Raw genomic sequence first — 14,599 nt, forward strand, 5'->3', positions numbered from 1 at the left:
CGGGAAGCGGAACAAACCGATGATTCGTCCAATGCCGGTAACGACATTAGGAAATCTATCGGCTTGCGCTAAATAAACCATAGCTTCAAGCAGACGTGTCCGACCGGGAGCGGACGATATGGGCCGCGCTGTTGCAGCGCTACATCACAACGATCTCGGCCCTGGCAGGAATGCGGTTATAAAGATCGATGACATCCTGGTTCAGCATGCGTACGCAGCCCGACGAGGTGGCCTTGCCGATCGACTGCCAGTCGGGCGTGCCGTGGACGCGGTAGAGCGTATCCTGCCCGTCCTTGAAGATATACATGGCGCGCGCGCCGAGCGGGTTCATCAGCCCCGGATTCATGCCGCCATTCTCCGCCCCGAAGGGACGAACCTCAGGCTGGCGCGAAACCATTTCGACCGACGGCGTCCAGCGCGGCCATTTCTGCTTCCACTGGATGACGCCGCGGCCCGACCAGGCGTAACCGTCGCGGCCGAGGCCGACGCCGTAGCGCATCGCCTTGCCGTTGCCCTCGACGAAATAGAGGAAATGCGCCTTGGTATCGACGACCACGGTGCCGGGACGCTCGGCCGTCTGATAATCGACCTCCTGGCGCAGGAACTGCGGCTGCACGCGGCTGACCGGGATTGCCGGTAGGGTGAAATCCTCGTCACGAAGCTCACCATACATCGCCATATGCACGGGATTGGTCACCGGCAGGCCGTAGGTCTGGTGGAACTGTGTCTTGTAGAGCTCGCGCGTCTGCGGCACCGGCTGATCGGGAATCGGCCGCACCCGGCGCGGATCGACGCCGGGCGGCTGATAGAAGACCGGTGAGGTTTCCTGGACGAAGCGGGCGGGCGAATCGGCGGCGACATCGGGAATGAGGATGTTGCAGCCGCTCAGCGACGCAACTGCAATCACGAGCCCGGCAATCGGGAAGACCCGGCGCAGAAAATTCATGGAACCACCCTTATCAACGATCGGCAGACAGCGATATCTGCCGGAACGATGGCATCTGCGGCTGGCGCGAGGCTGGCGTTGGGGTGGAAAAGGCAGGCGCTAATGCATGTCGCCGGAAGTGCGCAGCCAAAAGCGGCCACGCCTCAAGGCCATCCCCACTGCCCAGCTAAACTTCCTGCAGTGGCAAACGCGCCAAACAGCAGCATCAGCGGAAAAATCCGCTTTGCATACCAGCCATGTTCGGCCGAAGTCATTTTCATCACGTCGCGACGGCTCGCGATGGCCGGAAGCATCAGCCAGAGCACAACGAAAAACGTCACGGCTGCTGCGCCAAAGAATATGTTGCTAGTCATGATCAGAGACTACAACTTCCACGAAATTCATCAATGCGGCGATGGCTTTAAGGCGGCGGCAAAACTCAGGCTGCCACCCCGTGGAAGAAGCGGATGCTCTGTTCGATCTCGGTCGGCAGCGCCGAGGTGTGGTTGCCGGCGACGGTTTCAGTCTCGATCTGAACGCCGGCGCCGCGGGCGCGGCGGGCAAGCAGATCGGCGCGATCGTTGAAATGCGGCTCCTCCGTGCCGTGAACGACGCGGACCGGACATTTGAAGCTGTGGGCGTAGCACAGCGCCGAACGCACCTCGAATTCATGCGTATTGCTGTCGTCGAAGCGGATATCCTGCGGATAGCGGTTGAAGAAGCGGAAGGCATCGGGGTTGCCCGAAATCGGCGCGGCGGCGCGGAATTTATGGGTAGTCATCGCCGTCAGCATGGTCAGCGTGCCGCCGATGCTGTGGCCGGCGATGAACAGGCGTTCGGGATCGACACCCGGCAGATGCGCCAGGCGCTCGGTGGCGGCGAGAACGTCGTCGACCTCGTCGTAAAAGCCGGAGAAATTGCCCATCTGGCCGTTTTCGCCGCGCAGCGACGGCATCATCACGACATAACCGGCGTCCATATAGGGTTTCATCAGCTGCCAGTGACCGATGCCCATGGCATTGCCGCCATGCAGGAAGAGCACGGCAGGCTTGGCGGCGCGGTCGCGCTTGTATTTCGAGACCCAGGCCGCCAGTTCCAGTTCGCCGTAACCGGAGCGGTAGAAGATCTTGTCGGCATCGGCAGGCGCATTCAGCGATTCGTATTTGTCGGGCGCCGGGCCTTTCTGCAACAGCTTCGTGCGGAAATGGTGGCGGACCTTGGCGTAGTCGTGCTTGGCAAGGCGCGGCTCGTCCGGGACATCGAAAGCCGCCGCCATGCGCGGCAGGACAAGTGCACCGGCAAGACCCGCCAGAACGGCACGGCGTTGATGGAAAAAGGAATTTTGTTCACGCGAGCTCATAACGCAGCATCCATCATTTCCCCGGCCATTCTAAATGAGCATGATGCCGTCCGAAAACTGCTTACATTTTTCGGCATCATGCTCTGGAAAATCTGCACCGGAAGATCGCTGCCGCCAATACACATCGTGTTGAAAATATTGCCCTGCGTCATTTTGCGCAGGATCACGCCGGCTTGGCCTCGATCATGGCGATCAGCGTGCGCAGCCGGTCGGCCTCGTAGGAGGGTTTGTCGGGGCGAAGGCGGGCGATGCGGGGGAAGCGCATGGCGACCCCCGATTTGTGCCGGGTCGAGCGGTTGATGCCCTCGAAAGCCACTTCGACGACGAAGCCGAAATCCTTGTCGGCGCGCACGGCCCGCACCGGGCCGAAGCGCTCGGTGGTATTGTCACGTACGAACTTGTCGAGCACCTCGAGTTCGGCATCGGTGAAGCCGAAATAGGCCTTTCCCACAGGCACCAGCTGTTCGCCGTCCTCGTCATCGGCCCAGACGCCGAAGGTGAAATCAGAATAGTAACTGGAGCGCTTGCCGTGGCCGCGCTGCGCATACATCAGCACCGCATCGACATTATAGGGGTTGCGCTTCCACTTGAACCAGGGGCCCTTCATGCGGCCGGCCTGATAGACGCTGTCGCGGCGCTTGATCATCACGCCTTCGATGACCGGATCGGGCGGGGCGGCACGCAGAGCGTCGAGCTCTTCCCACGACGAGAACGGCACGAGCGGCGAGAGATCGAAGCGGTCATGGGGGGCGCGGTCGATAATCTCGGTCAGCCGGTCGCGGCGATCGATATAGCTGCGGCCGCGAACATCCTCCTCGTCGTCGAAGAGCAGGTCATAGGCTCGGATGAAGGCGGGGTAATCGCCAAGCATCTTCGACGTCACCGTCTTGCGGTTCAGGCGCTGTTGCAGGTCGGAGAAGGTGCGGGTCGGGCTGTTGGAGCGGGCAGTGCCGCCGACCAGCAATTCGCCGTCGACGACACCGGAAAAATTGATCGCGTCGAGAACATCGGGAAAGGCGCCGGAAATGTCGTCGCCGGAGCGGGAATAGATCTTGCGCCTGTCGCCGGAGCGGGAGAGCTGGACGCGGATACCGTCCCATTTCCATTCGGCGGCGTAGTGGGCCGGATCAAGGCCGGTAAGGTCGCCCTCCTCCACCGCATTGGCGAGCATGACGGAATGGAAGATCGCCGGTGTGGCCAGCACCGGTTTTTCGCCGCCACCCGCCAGCCATTCGAACAATGTCTGATAAGGCGGCTGCAGGCCATGCCAGAGGGTTTCGATCTCGGTGACGTCCTTGTCGCCGAGATCGGCCAGCGCCTGCTTGGCAAGGCGGGCGGAAACGCCGATGCGCATGGCGCCGGTCGCCAGCTTGATGAAGGCGAAACGACCGGACGAATCCAGCCGGTCGAGCAGATCGCGGACGAAACTGCGCACTTCGGTACGGCCGAGCGCATTCATGCCGGTGACGACCTCGCCGAGACGCGGCTGGGCGAGTGCTGCGCGGTCGATATCCCTCTCATTGTCCCAGACGAGCGAGATGGTTTCGGCGAGATCGCCGACATAATCATAGGAATAGCGAAACAGCACCTCGTCCATGCGCTCGAGCACCAGCTCGCGCAGCATGGCGGGCTTGACGTTGCGCACCTCCAAGGTGCCGGCGATGGCGGCAAGGCCATAGCCGCGGTCCGGATCGGGCGTGTCGCGGAAATAGTCGGTCAGCAGCTTCAGCTTGCCGTTGCGGCTGGGGGTGAGCACCAGGCGGTCGAGGAGGCCGGCGAAGGCTTTCATGGGCGCCTCCCGACTTCGGAGGAGTTTTGACGCGGGATATTGCTCATCTCCTCAATCGCCCTCGTCCTCATAACCCACCAGATGCAGCGGTTTTGCCTTGATGCCCTGCAATTGGCACCAGCGCACCAGCGCCTCCTCGCGGCCATGCGTCACCCAGACCTCGGCCGGGTGCAATTCCCGGATGGTTTCCGTCAGTTCCGGCCAGTCGCAATGATCGGAGATGACGAGCGGCAGTTCGACGCCGAGCTGTTTGGCACGCTGCCGCACCATCATCCAGCCGGAGGCGAAGGCCGGCAGCGGCTCGTTGAAGCGCCGGGCCCAGCGGTCGGCGAAGGCGGATGACGGGCCGATGACGACCGCCCCCTTGAAGGCGGACTTGTCGCGGCTTTCGATCGTCGCCGGCAGCAGCTCGCCGAGATCGATGCCCTGCTCGATGTAATAGTCGCAGAGTTTTTCCATGGCGCCGTGGATATAGATCGGTTCGGCATAACCGGCATCGCGCAACAGCCGGATGACGCGCTGGGCCTTGCCGAGCGCATAGGCGCCGACGAGATGGGTGCGTTCGGGAAATTGCCGCAGCGATGCCAAGAGCTTGCCGATCTCGTCCATCGGATCGGGATGATGGAAGACCGGCAGGCCGAAGGTCGCCTCGGTGATGAAGACATCGCAGGCAACCGGCACATAGGCGGCGCAGGTCGGGTCCGGTCGGCGCTTGTAGTCGCCGGAGACGACGATGCGGGTGCCGTTCTTCTCGATGGAGATCTGGGCGGAGCCGAGCACATGGCCGGCCGGGTGGAAGCTCACCTTGACGCCGTTGACCAAAAGCTCCTCGCCGAAGACGGCGGCCTGCTCGCTGGCGCAGAAACCGTCGCCGTAACGCAGGCGCATGATGTCGAGCGTCTGGCGGGTGGCAAGCACATTCACATGGCCCGGGCGGGCGTGATCCGAATGGCCATGGGTGACGAGCGCCTGCTCGACCGGCCGCACTGGATCGACATAAAACCCGCCTTCCGGGCAATAGAGCCCCTCCGGGGCGGGATAAAGCAGCGCATCAGGTCTCATGAAACGAGAGATAGCGGGAAATGGACGCGAGGCCAGAGGGCGGGAGGAAGGGACTGTGGAATGGACCGCGGTTCAAGGTCCGCGATCGTCATGAAATGTCCTTTTGTTTTTGCGCAATTCCGGACGCAAGACCGCCGCGCACTTTTGCTGGAATTGCTACGCCGTCGAGAAAGCTGACCGCCGCCGCGTTGAACTCAGCCGGCCGCTGCAGCGGCGCGAAATGGCTGACGCCTTTGAGATAGATCATCTCAGCGTTCGGAATGCTGCGGGCAAGATATTCGGCATGGTCGGGCTTGATGAATTCGTCGTGCTCGCCAAGGACGATTGCGACCGGCACGCGGATCAGGCCCAAGTCGGCGGCCTGATAGTTCGGTTCCGTTCGCATCATCAGGCTGACCGCCTCGACGAAGGGATTAAAATCGTCCGGCGTGGTGGACAATGCGGCATAATCCTTGGCGTGCCGGCTGAAGCATCGGTCGATGACCGGGGTCGGAACAAATTCCAGCGTGCCACTCGGATCCATGTTGCAGGCAAAGAAGAAGACGCCCTCGACACGCGACGGCGCCGTCATGGCAAGGATCAAAGCGATGCAGGCGCCGTCGCTCCAGCCGACGATCGCCGCCTTTTCGACATGCAGTGCGTCCATGACGGCAAGCACGTCGGAGGCCATCAACTCGTAGCTATAGGGACGGGCATCGCGGGTGCTTCTTCCATGGCCGCGGCTGTCGATCAGCACGACGCGGCGGCCGCGGCGCAACAGTGCCGGAACTTGATGGCCCCAGTTGCCGCTGTGACCAAGGCCGCCATGCAGCAGAATGACAGGAGGACCGGCGCCGTAGGTCGCATACCAGATGCGGGCGCCGTCATGGGCGACATGACCTTCGACCACGGCCGGCGGCAACGGGGCGGCGCCATGCGCTTCGAAATGGATAAGCTCGTCGTCGTGTTGTGCCATAGCGATGAGAGTCCCGTCGGCGAGTAATCGATGGCATAGAAAAGCCGGAAAACAGCCCAAGAACAACCAGAATCGCTTTCTAGCCCTTGCGATGCAACCAGGGGGATCAGCATTGGGCAGGAAGCTTTTCTATTGCGCGGCGGCAATCGCGCTCGCCTCGGCGGGCATTTACCTCACCAATACAAGCCTGCTTGCCGAACATCGGCCGGGAAAACCGGTGCTGCTCGCCCATCGCGGCATCGCCCAGCGATTCGACGAAACCGATCTCAAGAAGGACACCTGCACGGCAAGCCGCATGCTGCCGCCGAAGCACGATTATCTGGAAAACACGATTCCGTCGATGCAGGCAGGTTTTGCCGCCGGCGCCGATATCGTCGAGATCGACGTGCATCCGACGACGGACGGCCAGTTCGCCGTCTTTCACGACTGGACGCTCGACTGCCGCACCGACGGGCACGGCGTCACGCGCGAGCATTCGATGGCTGACATGAAAAGGCTCGACATCGGCTATGGCTATACCGCCGATGGCGGCAAGACCTTTCCCTTCCGCGGCCGGGGCATCGGCATGATGCCGACCCTTGCCGAGGTGCTGTCGAGTTTTGCGGATCGGCGCTTCCTCATCAACGTCAAGAGCCGCGATCCTTCCGAGGGTGAAAAGCTCGCCGCGGTGCTCAATGGACTTTCCCGGGAAAGACGAGCCGAGATCATCGTCTATGGCGGTGACGAGCCGATCGACGTGCTCCGCCGGATGGCACCCGATATCAAGACCGCCTCGCGCAAGAGCCTGAAGGGCTGCCTGTTCGGCTATATCGGCTATGGCTGGACCGGCCTGCTGCCGGACGAATGCAAACATGCGATGATGCTGGTGCCGATCAATATCGCGCCGTGGCTCTGGGGCTGGCCGGACCGTTTTCTCAACCGGATGCAGGATGCCGGGACCGAGGTCTTCGTGCTCGGTCCCTATAGCGGCAGCGATTTTTCCACCGGCATCGACGACCCCTCGCAACTGGCGCGGCTGCCGCCAAACTATGCGGCGGGCATATGGACGAACGAGATCGAGGCGATCGGCAAGCTTGCGAAATAGAGTTTGAAAGACGCCGCATCGACCTGATCGATGCGACGTCTTTCAATGTTTCCTTTTGTGCATGTCGTTCTCCCAAAACCGCTGGACACTTTTGGGCGACATGCACTAGAGACTGCGCGCCCGCAGCAATGCCGGGATCTCCTCCGGCGAGACCGGCTTGGAGAAGCGGAAGCCTTGCGCCTCCTCACAGTGCGCCTGGCGCAGGAAATCCATCTGCGCGTCGGTTTCGACGCCTTCGGCGAGAACCGAGAGCTTCAACGTCTGCGCCAGCGAGATGACGGCCGAGGCGATGGCGACGGCGGTCTTGTCGCCCGGCAGGGCCTCGACCAGCGAACCGTCCATCTTCAGGCGGTCGAAGGGGAAGGTCTTCAGTGCCGCCAGGCTGGAATAGCCGGAGCCGAAATCGTCGATCGACAGGCGAACGCCCAGCGCCCGCAACGATTCCATCATGGCGAGCGCGCGTTCGGCATCGTGCATGACCACGCTTTCGGTGACCTCCAGCTCCAGCCAGCGGGACTGCAGGCGGTGGCGCTCCAGCGCCTCGGCGACATGGGTTGCGAAATCCGGATCGGCGAACTGCTTGGCCGAGACGTTGACGGCGATCGTCAGCGGCGTCAGGCCCATGTCTTGCCAAAGGCGCGCCTGGCGGCAGGCCTCGTTCAGCACCCAAAGGCCGAGGGGAACGATGAGGCCGGTCTCTTCGGCGAGCGGAATGAAATTGACCGGCGGCACCCTGCCCTTTGCCGGATGGTTCCAGCGCACCAACGCCTCCAGCCCGGTGATGCGGCCGGTGGCGACATCGACCTGCGGCTGGTATTGCAGGAACAGCTGCTGGCCGGTAATCGCCTGGTGCAACTCCTCCTGCTCGCCGAGCGGCATTCCCACAGGCGCGCCGCCGCCATCGTGATGTTGCAACGTGTTGCGACCGAGCTCCTTGGCGCGGTACATGGCGCGGTCGGCATTGGCCAGAAGCTCTTCCGAGGTCGCGCCATCGAAGGGGAAGGCGGCAACGCCGATGCTCGAGGTGATGGTGATCTCGCCGTCCGCGCCGCGGATCGGCCGGTTGATCGCCTTCTGCAGATCGCGAAGGCGGCGCGTGATGCCGGCATCGTGGCTCGACTGGTGGACGAGCACGACGAGGAATTCGTCGCCGCCGAGACGCACCACCATATCGGACGCCCGGACGCTGTTGGCCATGCGGGCGGCGGTCTCTTTCAGAACCTCGTCGCCGGCGGCGTGGCCGCGGCCGTCATTGATATCCTTGAAATTGTCGAGATCGATATAGGCGACAGTCACCTTGCGGTTGTTGCGTCGGGCCTGGTCGAGGATACTCGCCAGCCGTTCCTTCAGGAAGGCGCGGTTCGGCAGGCCGGTGAGATCGTCGTGATGGGCCATGAAATGGATGCGGTCATCGACGCGCTTGCGCTCGATGGCGATGCCGGCGATATGGGTGGCAAGCGCCACCAGCGTCATCTCGTGCTCGGTGGGACGACGGACTTCCCGGGAATAGAGCGCGAACGTGCCGAGCACGTTGTTCTGCGACGTGGCGATCGGCGTCGACCAGCAGGAGCGGAAGCCGAACGGCGCGATCATCGCGCGGAAATCCTCCCAGAGCGGATCGACCGTCACATCCTCGACGATCACCGTCTGGCCGCGCCAGACGGCGGTGCCGCAGGAGCCGACCTTGGGGCCGATCGTGACGCCATCGATCAGGCGGCTGTAGCCGCCGGGCAGATTGGGAGAGGCGCCGTGATAGAGCCGCGTGCCTTCGCCGTCGAGCAGCAGCACCGATCCGTCAATCCCATCCAGCTGCGCCTCGATCATCAGCACGAGCGCCTCGAGGATCATCGGCAACGGCTCGTTGCGGGCGATCATTTCGAGCAGGCTCGCCTGGCCGCGATGCAGATCCTCCTGGCGCGTGCGTTCGGTGATATCACGGGAAACACCGATCAGGCCGACGATCTCGCCGCGATCGTTGCGCAGCGGTATCTTCGAGGTTAGCCGGCATATCGGTCTTCTGCTGCCGGGAAGGACGTAGGATTCCTCCATGTCGATGCGGGCTTCGCCCGTCGCCATGATCTGCTGCTCGATGTCGAAATGGCGGCGCGCCGTCTCGAAATCGAACAGGTCGAAGTCGCGCTTGCCGGTGATCAGATCGGCGCGCTCCAGGCCGAGGCTGCTGGCGGTGACGGCGTTGGCGAAAACGAAGCGGCTGTCACGATCCTTGACGTAGAGGAAATCCGGAAGTTCGTKGAGGATCGCCTTGAGGCGCAGGTTCTCGATGCCCTCGGAGAGGTGGTGGGCGGTTGATGCCATCATTGCCTCCGTCGCGGCGACGATGCGTCGCGTTTCGGCCGTCAGGGCATCGGTTGATTCCCATCGCCTGGCACCCAATTCGCGCATGACCCCATTCCCCTTGCGGCCGAAGGCCGTATCCCGCACTCGCCATAGAAATTCCCTTAAAAGTAGTCCTCATTTCCTTCGGCTTGCTTAAATGAAAGGGTGAACAAGAGGACAATATAAGCGGCGATATTCTGCCCTCCGCCGCGGCTGCAACTGCAATTTCGGCCCCCTGCTCTCAACCTGTGCCAAAAGAATACATGCGCGGCTGGCACATTTCCTGCTACGGGCGCATTATGACAAGCAATCCCCGGATGCCTTCACGCCGCGACATGCTTTTCTTTCTCACCGCCTCGGCCGTTGCGGGAGCGGCATCGCGCGCCCTCGCCTCGCCGCGGAGGGCGGCCGCTCAGCCTGATCTGCGCGGTGCGATCGACGCGGCGGAATATCGCGCAATTCCCGAAAGCGGCGACCGCAAGACCCGCAACCTTGAGCAGATGATCGAACAGGCGGCGCGCGAGAACGTGCCGGTGTTCCTGCCGCCCGGTACCTACCGGGTCTCCAACCTCACCTTGCCCGACAATACGCGCATATCAGGCGTGCCGGGCGCCTCGCGGATCGTCTATACCGGCGAAGGCCACCTGTTTTCGGCCGAGAACGTGCGGCGGATCGAGCTTTCCAATCTCGTCATCGACGGCCGCAACCGCAGGCTTGGCGACTATGCCGGCGGACTGTTGCAATTCACCGGCGTCGACGAGGTGCTGATCGACAATTGCGAGATCGGCGGCAGCCGCAAACACGGCCTGCAGCTGGAGCGCTGTGGCGGGCGGATCGAGCGCAGCCGCATTTCGGGGGCTGCCCAATCCGGCCTTTACGCGGTGGATTCCACCACCCTCTCGGTCACCGGCAACACGGTTTCGGATTGCGGCAATGGCGGCATCCTGGTGCATCGCTGGAAGAAGGCGGAGGACGGCACGGTTGTCTCCGGCAACAGCATCTCCAATATCCGCGCCAATGACGGCGGCACCGGGCAAAACGGCAACGGAATCAACATCTTCCGCGCCGACGGAGTGATGGTGGTGAATAACCACATCTCCGACTGCGCCTTCACGGCGATCCGCGCCAATTCGGCCTCGGACATCCAGATCAGCAGCAACCAGTGCCGGCGTTCCGGCGAGACGGCGATCTATGTCGAATTCGCCTTCGAGGGCGCCGTCGTTTCCGCCAACATGATCGACGGGGCGGCGAACGGCATTTCGATCGCCAATTTCGACGAGGGCGGGAGGCTGGCGAGCGTCACCGGCAATGTTGTGCGCAACCTGATGCTGAAGGGGCCTTACAAGCACGAAGTCGGTTTCGGCATCGGCATTGCGGCAGAGGCCGATACGCTGATTTCAGGCAATGTGATCGAAGGCGCACCGCGCTGGGGGCTGCAGATCGGCTGGGGTCCGTATCTGCGCAACGTCGTTGTGACGGGCAATGTGGTGCGCAAGGCCCCTGTGGGATGCGCCGTCTCGGTCGCCGATGGCGCGGGGACCGCCGTCATCACCGACAACATCTTCCAGGAGACCGCTGAAGGCGCGGTTTTAGGCTTCCGGTGGGAGAAGAAGGTCTCCGGCGAGATGGCAGGCGGCGGCTCGCCTTATGCACAGCTGACCGTCGAGCGGAACCGTGTCTCCTGATTTGTTTTAAGCAATTCCCGGCAAAAGCGCTTCGCGCTTTGCCTGGCAAAACCGCTGCACACTTTTGCTGGAATTGCTGAGGACATCAAAAGCTTTCATCGTCCCATCAGTCACAACGACTTTTCCAGGATCGGTGCTGCATCTACGGTCTCGCGGACACATCGAGGGGATACGTTCATGCTGACAATCTACGGAGTCTATCGTTCGCGCGCCTCACGCGTCTATTGGATGGCGGAGGAGCTTGGGGTCGAATTCCGCTCGGTGCCGGTGCTGCAGGCACGGCGGCTGGCAGATCCGCTGTCTCAGGAGGCGCCGCTCAATACACATTCGCCGGAATTCATTGCCGTCAACCCGATGGCGCAGATCCCCAGCATTCGGGACGGCGACCTCGTCATGCACGAGTCGCTGGCGATCAATCTTTACCTCGCGCGTCGATATGGCGGACCGCTTTCCGGCCAAACCGTCGAGGAAGACGGATTGCTGACGATGTGGACGGTCTGGGCGGCTGCGGAGGTCGAGCCGCACACGGTGAAGATCGTGCTGACCTATGATAACGGGCTCGAAAACAGCGAAGGCGGTCAGCAGACGATCGCGGTTTCCTGCCGCTCGCTGCGCAGGCCGCTGGCGGTTCTCGAAGGCCACCTTGCCGGCCGGCAATGGATCGTCGGCGACCGCTTCACCGTCGCCGATCTCAACATCGCCGAGGTGCTGCGCTACGCCCAGACCGAAGAGGCGCTTTTCCAAACGCATCCGAATATCAAAGCCTGGATCGAGCGCTGCCAGTCCCGCCCGGCCTACAAGGCGATGCAGACGACCCGCGGCAAGGAGCCGATCGAGGTTTGAGAACTACTGGAAAAGGGCGAGCGTGCCGGCCATTTCCTCGCGGATCCAGGCCTTGAAATCCTTGACCTTCTTCGGCTCGCGCGTGCCTTCGGCGGTGACGAAATAGTGACCGAAGCCGGTTCGGGCGCGAATACCGAAGGGGGCGGCGAGCCGGCCTTCAGCGAGCGCAAAGGCGGCAAGGGTCTGCCAGGCCAGCATGACGCCCTGGCCTGCAATCGCCGCATCGAGGCAGAGCGAGGCATCGTTGAAGACGTGGCGGGTTGGAAGGGTTGCGCCTGAGAGTCCGACCTCGCGCATCCAGACCTCCCAGGTAAACATGGCGTGGCCATCGATGATGGCCGGCAGTGCGAGGATATCGGCGGGTTCTTTCAATGTCGCTGCCATCTCAGGGGAGCAGACGGGAAAAACCTCCTGCTCCAACAGCAGTTCGGCCTTCACATCCGGCCATTTGCCGCTGCCGACGCGGATGCCGATATCGACGTCGCAAAGGGCCGGATTGACGAGATTGGTCGTCGCGTCCAGCCGCAGCTTGATGTCGGGATGACGCTCGGCGAAGCGATCGAGCCGATACACGAGCCAGCGGGCGGCGAAAACCGGCGCCACCGAGATCGTCAGGATCGTATCGTCCTTGCGGCTCGCAATCGACACGGCCGCCGAAAGACGGGCAAAACCCTCGTCGAGCGCGAGCAGCACCGGCCGGCCGGCTTCGGTGGCGATCATGCCCCTGGCGGTGCGCTCGAAGATCACCTGCCCGAGCTGGGCTTCGGCCTTGATGACCTGCTGGCTGACGGCGCCGACCGAGACGCCGAGTTCATCGGCGGCGGCCTGGAGCGAGCCGAGACGACCGACAGCTTCCAGCGCGCGCAGGCCGTTGAGATGGACCATATTCAAGTTCTTCATATAGTTTTTCTATAGCGCCGCCGCATTAATCTCAATTGAAAATCTGCCTGTTGAGGCCGACATTGCAAGCATAGGCAATCAATTCGACATGCAGTCTGCGGGAAATGCGATGGTTCAGCGGGCGTTAGCCGCTGCACTATCTGTTCCGCGCCACTGAGAAAGCGAGGCATGCCATGTCGTTGCTGAAGTTTTTCTTGAGACCAGTCCTTCCTGTGGGTACCGCGGAAATTGGCGATGCTCCCGCCTGGAAGGACGATCCGTTGCGGCATCCTGAGGTCCAGCGTATGTCGATGCGCGAAATCGCCGATCTGCCGCTCGGGATGCCGGCCGGCCTTCCCAAAGAGGCCAAACCGCCGCTGGCGAAATGCGCCTGAAAACATGGTAGGTTCGCCTGGCAGAAAGGGCGGAACCATGGCCTGTGATGTCGATGCAATCTTCGAACGCTTGAAGCGGCTGGCGGCGGAAGCCGCGCTGCCTGATGTCGAGGAGAGCACCTCCTACGGCAATCCGGCGCTGAAAGTCGGCGGCAAGAGCTTTGTCGCGGTGAAGAACGCCGAGACGATCGTGATCTCGATTTCGCTCGACGACAAGGATCACCTGCTGGAGATGGCGCCTGACGTCTATTTTCAAACCGATCACTATGTCGGCTGGCCGCATCTGCCGGTGCGCGCCGCCGTGATCGGCGACGAAGAATTGCGGTTGCGGCTGATCGGCGCCTGGCTGTTCCGGGCGCCGAAGAAGCTTGCCGCCGGATTTAAGGATCAGGCCCGATCGTAGGCCAGCGCCCGCTGCACGGCCGGGCGCTGCAGCATGCGAGCGTGGTGGTCGCTCGCCTTTTCGAAGCGGGTGGGATCCACCCCGTCCGACGGCAGCCAGTCGGTCATGACGAAGAGATACGGATCGGCGAGCGAATAGGCCTCCCCCATCACCCATGGGCCTTCGAACATCGTCTGCTCGATCAGCGTGAAACAATCGGCCATATTCTGTGGCACCTTGGCCTTCATCGCCTCGATTGCCGCCGGCTCGTCCGCCCAGCGGGAGCCGCGCGGGCGATGGGCATGGTTCACATGCACGGTTGAGCAGATATAGCTGTTGAAGGACTGGAGCCTGGCAAATTCGAAAGGATCGTCAAGCGGCGCCAGCTTGGCGGCCGGCGCGCTCTGGGCGATATAGGCCAAGATCGCCGGCGTTTCCGTCAGCACGCCGTAATCGGTGACCAGTGCCGGCACCCGGCCCTTCGGGTTGATCTTCAAATAGTCCGGCGAACGCTGTTCGCCATCGCGGAGGCTGATCTTCTTGACCTCGAAGGCCAGGCCGGATTCTTCCAGGGCAATAAGGCTTGCGAGCGCGCAGGTTCCGGGCGCGTAGTACAATGTCAGCATGGTTCTAGACTCCCTTTCGGCAAGGGTTATAGCGCAGGGGTGGGCGGGCTGGAACGGGTGAGATTGGGTTTTGCTTCTCCCAGGACAAGTGAGGTGCGTTGAGCGCGAGCGAAGGGCAATGAATGGTGTGCCGTGTGGCCCCCTTGCATGTTCAAACTGCATTCATTGTTTGATGATGGGTGCGACCCCTGGGGGATGGCCATCCCCCAGGGGTCGGACGGGCGGGACCGTAACCCCCTTGGCTTGAACCGGGGATGAGCCTGGTCCGCCCGTCCTT

At 62.5% G+C, this 14,599-nt stretch carries 15 protein-coding genes; 5 read left to right on the forward strand and 10 right to left on the reverse strand.

Annotated elements, in window-relative coordinates:
* Window positions 1–139: 139 nt before the first annotated feature.
* The 7 genes from AC1ECN_RS30440 to AC1ECN_RS30470 all read right to left on the reverse strand — a co-directional run bounded on the left by AC1ECN_RS30440 (window position 140) and on the right by AC1ECN_RS30470 (window position 6,091).
* Window positions 140–946: a L,D-transpeptidase gene (locus AC1ECN_RS30440; RefSeq protein ID WP_018068152.1), complete on the reverse strand. Its 807-nt coding sequence runs from the start codon at window positions 944–946 to the stop codon at window positions 140–142.
* A 143-nt stretch (window positions 947–1,089) separates the two neighbouring features.
* Window positions 1,090–1,299 carry a hypothetical protein gene (locus AC1ECN_RS30445; RefSeq protein ID WP_024322700.1) on the reverse strand — a complete coding sequence of 70 codons (210 nt, stop codon included), beginning with the start codon at window positions 1,297–1,299 and terminating at the stop codon, window positions 1,090–1,092.
* Window positions 1,300–1,364: 65 nt separating this feature from the next.
* Window positions 1,365–2,285, reverse strand: coding sequence for an alpha/beta hydrolase family protein (locus AC1ECN_RS30450; protein ID WP_018068154.1), 921 nt, complete (start codon window positions 2,283–2,285; stop codon window positions 1,365–1,367).
* The gene (locus tag AC1ECN_RS30455) at window positions 2,282–2,452 is read right to left on the reverse strand and encodes a hypothetical protein (RefSeq protein WP_155249534.1); all 171 of its coding nucleotides are present in this window, start codon (window positions 2,450–2,452) and stop codon (window positions 2,282–2,284) included. Before AC1ECN_RS30455 ends, AC1ECN_RS30450 begins: the two co-directional genes overlap by 4 nt.
* Window positions 2,449–4,074, reverse strand: a complete 1,626-nt coding sequence (locus AC1ECN_RS30460; RefSeq protein ID WP_024322701.1) for a cisplatin damage response ATP-dependent DNA ligase — start codon at window positions 4,072–4,074, stop codon at window positions 2,449–2,451. The genes AC1ECN_RS30455 and AC1ECN_RS30460 overlap by 4 nt, the downstream gene beginning before the upstream one ends.
* Window positions 4,075–4,125: 51 nt before the next feature.
* On the reverse strand, window positions 4,126–5,136 hold the full coding sequence (locus AC1ECN_RS30465) for a ligase-associated DNA damage response exonuclease (protein ID WP_024322702.1): 1,011 nt from the start codon (window positions 5,134–5,136) through the stop codon (window positions 4,126–4,128).
* A gap of 88 nt (window positions 5,137–5,224) precedes the next feature.
* Window positions 5,225–6,091, reverse strand: a complete 867-nt coding sequence (locus tag AC1ECN_RS30470) for an alpha/beta fold hydrolase (RefSeq protein WP_018068158.1) — start codon at window positions 6,089–6,091, stop codon at window positions 5,225–5,227.
* 112 nt (window positions 6,092–6,203) lie between these two features.
* Between AC1ECN_RS30470 and AC1ECN_RS30475 the strand changes: the two genes are divergently transcribed.
* Window positions 6,204–7,175, forward strand: a complete 972-nt coding sequence (locus AC1ECN_RS30475) for a glycerophosphodiester phosphodiesterase family protein (protein ID WP_024322703.1) — start codon at window positions 6,204–6,206, stop codon at window positions 7,173–7,175.
* Between the two features lie 105 nt (window positions 7,176–7,280).
* On the opposite strand, the gene AC1ECN_RS30480 is transcribed toward AC1ECN_RS30475, so the two are convergent.
* A complete protein-coding gene (locus tag AC1ECN_RS30480; protein WP_477955022.1) occupies window positions 7,281–9,578 on the reverse strand; it encodes a sensor domain-containing protein in 2,298 nt (765 codons plus the stop codon).
* 251 nt (window positions 9,579–9,829) lie between these two features.
* Here AC1ECN_RS30480 and AC1ECN_RS30485 point away from each other — a divergent pair, with 251 nt between their 5' ends.
* Window positions 9,830–11,197 (forward strand): TIGR03808 family TAT-translocated repetitive protein, encoded by a 1,368-nt coding sequence (locus AC1ECN_RS30485; protein ID WP_130673501.1) that lies wholly within the window; start codon window positions 9,830–9,832, stop codon window positions 11,195–11,197.
* A 177-nt stretch (window positions 11,198–11,374) separates the two neighbouring features.
* Entirely contained in the window at window positions 11,375–12,040 is a 666-nt protein-coding gene (locus tag AC1ECN_RS30490) for a glutathione S-transferase family protein (protein ID WP_018068162.1), read from the forward strand.
* Window positions 12,041–12,043: 3 nt separating this feature from the next.
* Here the strand turns inward: AC1ECN_RS30490 and AC1ECN_RS30495 are convergent, their stop codons facing one another.
* On the reverse strand, window positions 12,044–12,940 hold the full coding sequence (locus tag AC1ECN_RS30495) for a LysR substrate-binding domain-containing protein (protein ID WP_018068163.1): 897 nt from the start codon (window positions 12,938–12,940) through the stop codon (window positions 12,044–12,046).
* A gap of 173 nt (window positions 12,941–13,113) precedes the next feature.
* Here AC1ECN_RS30495 and AC1ECN_RS30500 point away from each other — a divergent pair, with 173 nt between their 5' ends.
* Window positions 13,114–13,314, forward strand: a complete 201-nt coding sequence (locus AC1ECN_RS30500) for a hypothetical protein (protein WP_018068164.1) — start codon at window positions 13,114–13,116, stop codon at window positions 13,312–13,314.
* Window positions 13,315–13,351: 37 nt separating this feature from the next.
* Window positions 13,352–13,717, forward strand: a complete 366-nt coding sequence (locus AC1ECN_RS30505) for an MmcQ/YjbR family DNA-binding protein (protein ID WP_130661199.1) — start codon at window positions 13,352–13,354, stop codon at window positions 13,715–13,717.
* Here AC1ECN_RS30505 and AC1ECN_RS30510 read toward each other — a convergent pair.
* Window positions 13,702–14,322: a glutathione S-transferase family protein gene (locus AC1ECN_RS30510; RefSeq protein WP_130672231.1), complete on the reverse strand. Its 621-nt coding sequence runs from the start codon at window positions 14,320–14,322 to the stop codon at window positions 13,702–13,704. The genes AC1ECN_RS30505 and AC1ECN_RS30510 overlap by 16 nt on opposite strands.
* Between the last annotated feature and the right edge of the window lie 277 nt (window positions 14,323–14,599).

This window comes from Rhizobium sp. 01N447_2, assembly GCF_056399245.1.

What these genes read in the sequence shown, in the direction of transcription:
- AC1ECN_RS30440 (WP_018068152.1), bottom strand. Translation starts at nt 946, where the DNA reads ATGAATTTTCTGCGCCGGGTCTTCCCGATTGCCGGGCTCGTGATTGCA.
- AC1ECN_RS30445 (WP_024322700.1), bottom strand. Translation starts at nt 1,299, where the DNA reads ATGACTAGCAACATATTCTTTGGCGCAGCAGCCGTGACGTTTTTCGTT.
- AC1ECN_RS30450 (WP_018068154.1), bottom strand. Translation starts at nt 2,285, where the DNA reads ATGAGCTCGCGTGAACAAAATTCCTTTTTCCATCAACGCCGTGCCGTT.
- AC1ECN_RS30460 (WP_024322701.1), bottom strand. Translation starts at nt 4,074, where the DNA reads ATGAAAGCCTTCGCCGGCCTCCTCGACCGCCTGGTGCTCACCCCCAGC.
- AC1ECN_RS30465 (WP_024322702.1), bottom strand. Translation starts at nt 5,136, where the DNA reads ATGAGACCTGATGCGCTGCTTTATCCCGCCCCGGAGGGGCTCTATTGC.
- AC1ECN_RS30470 (WP_018068158.1), bottom strand. Translation starts at nt 6,091, where the DNA reads ATGGCACAACACGACGACGAGCTTATCCATTTCGAAGCGCATGGCGCC.
- AC1ECN_RS30485 (WP_130673501.1), top strand. Translation starts at nt 9,830, where the DNA reads ATGCCTTCACGCCGCGACATGCTTTTCTTTCTCACCGCCTCGGCCGTT.
- AC1ECN_RS30490 (WP_018068162.1), top strand. Translation starts at nt 11,375, where the DNA reads ATGCTGACAATCTACGGAGTCTATCGTTCGCGCGCCTCACGCGTCTAT.
- AC1ECN_RS30495 (WP_018068163.1), bottom strand. Translation starts at nt 12,940, where the DNA reads ATGAAGAACTTGAATATGGTCCATCTCAACGGCCTGCGCGCGCTGGAA.
- AC1ECN_RS30500 (WP_018068164.1), top strand. Translation starts at nt 13,114, where the DNA reads ATGTCGTTGCTGAAGTTTTTCTTGAGACCAGTCCTTCCTGTGGGTACC.
- AC1ECN_RS30505 (WP_130661199.1), top strand. Translation starts at nt 13,352, where the DNA reads ATGGCCTGTGATGTCGATGCAATCTTCGAACGCTTGAAGCGGCTGGCG.
- AC1ECN_RS30510 (WP_130672231.1), bottom strand. Translation starts at nt 14,322, where the DNA reads ATGCTGACATTGTACTACGCGCCCGGAACCTGCGCGCTCGCAAGCCTT.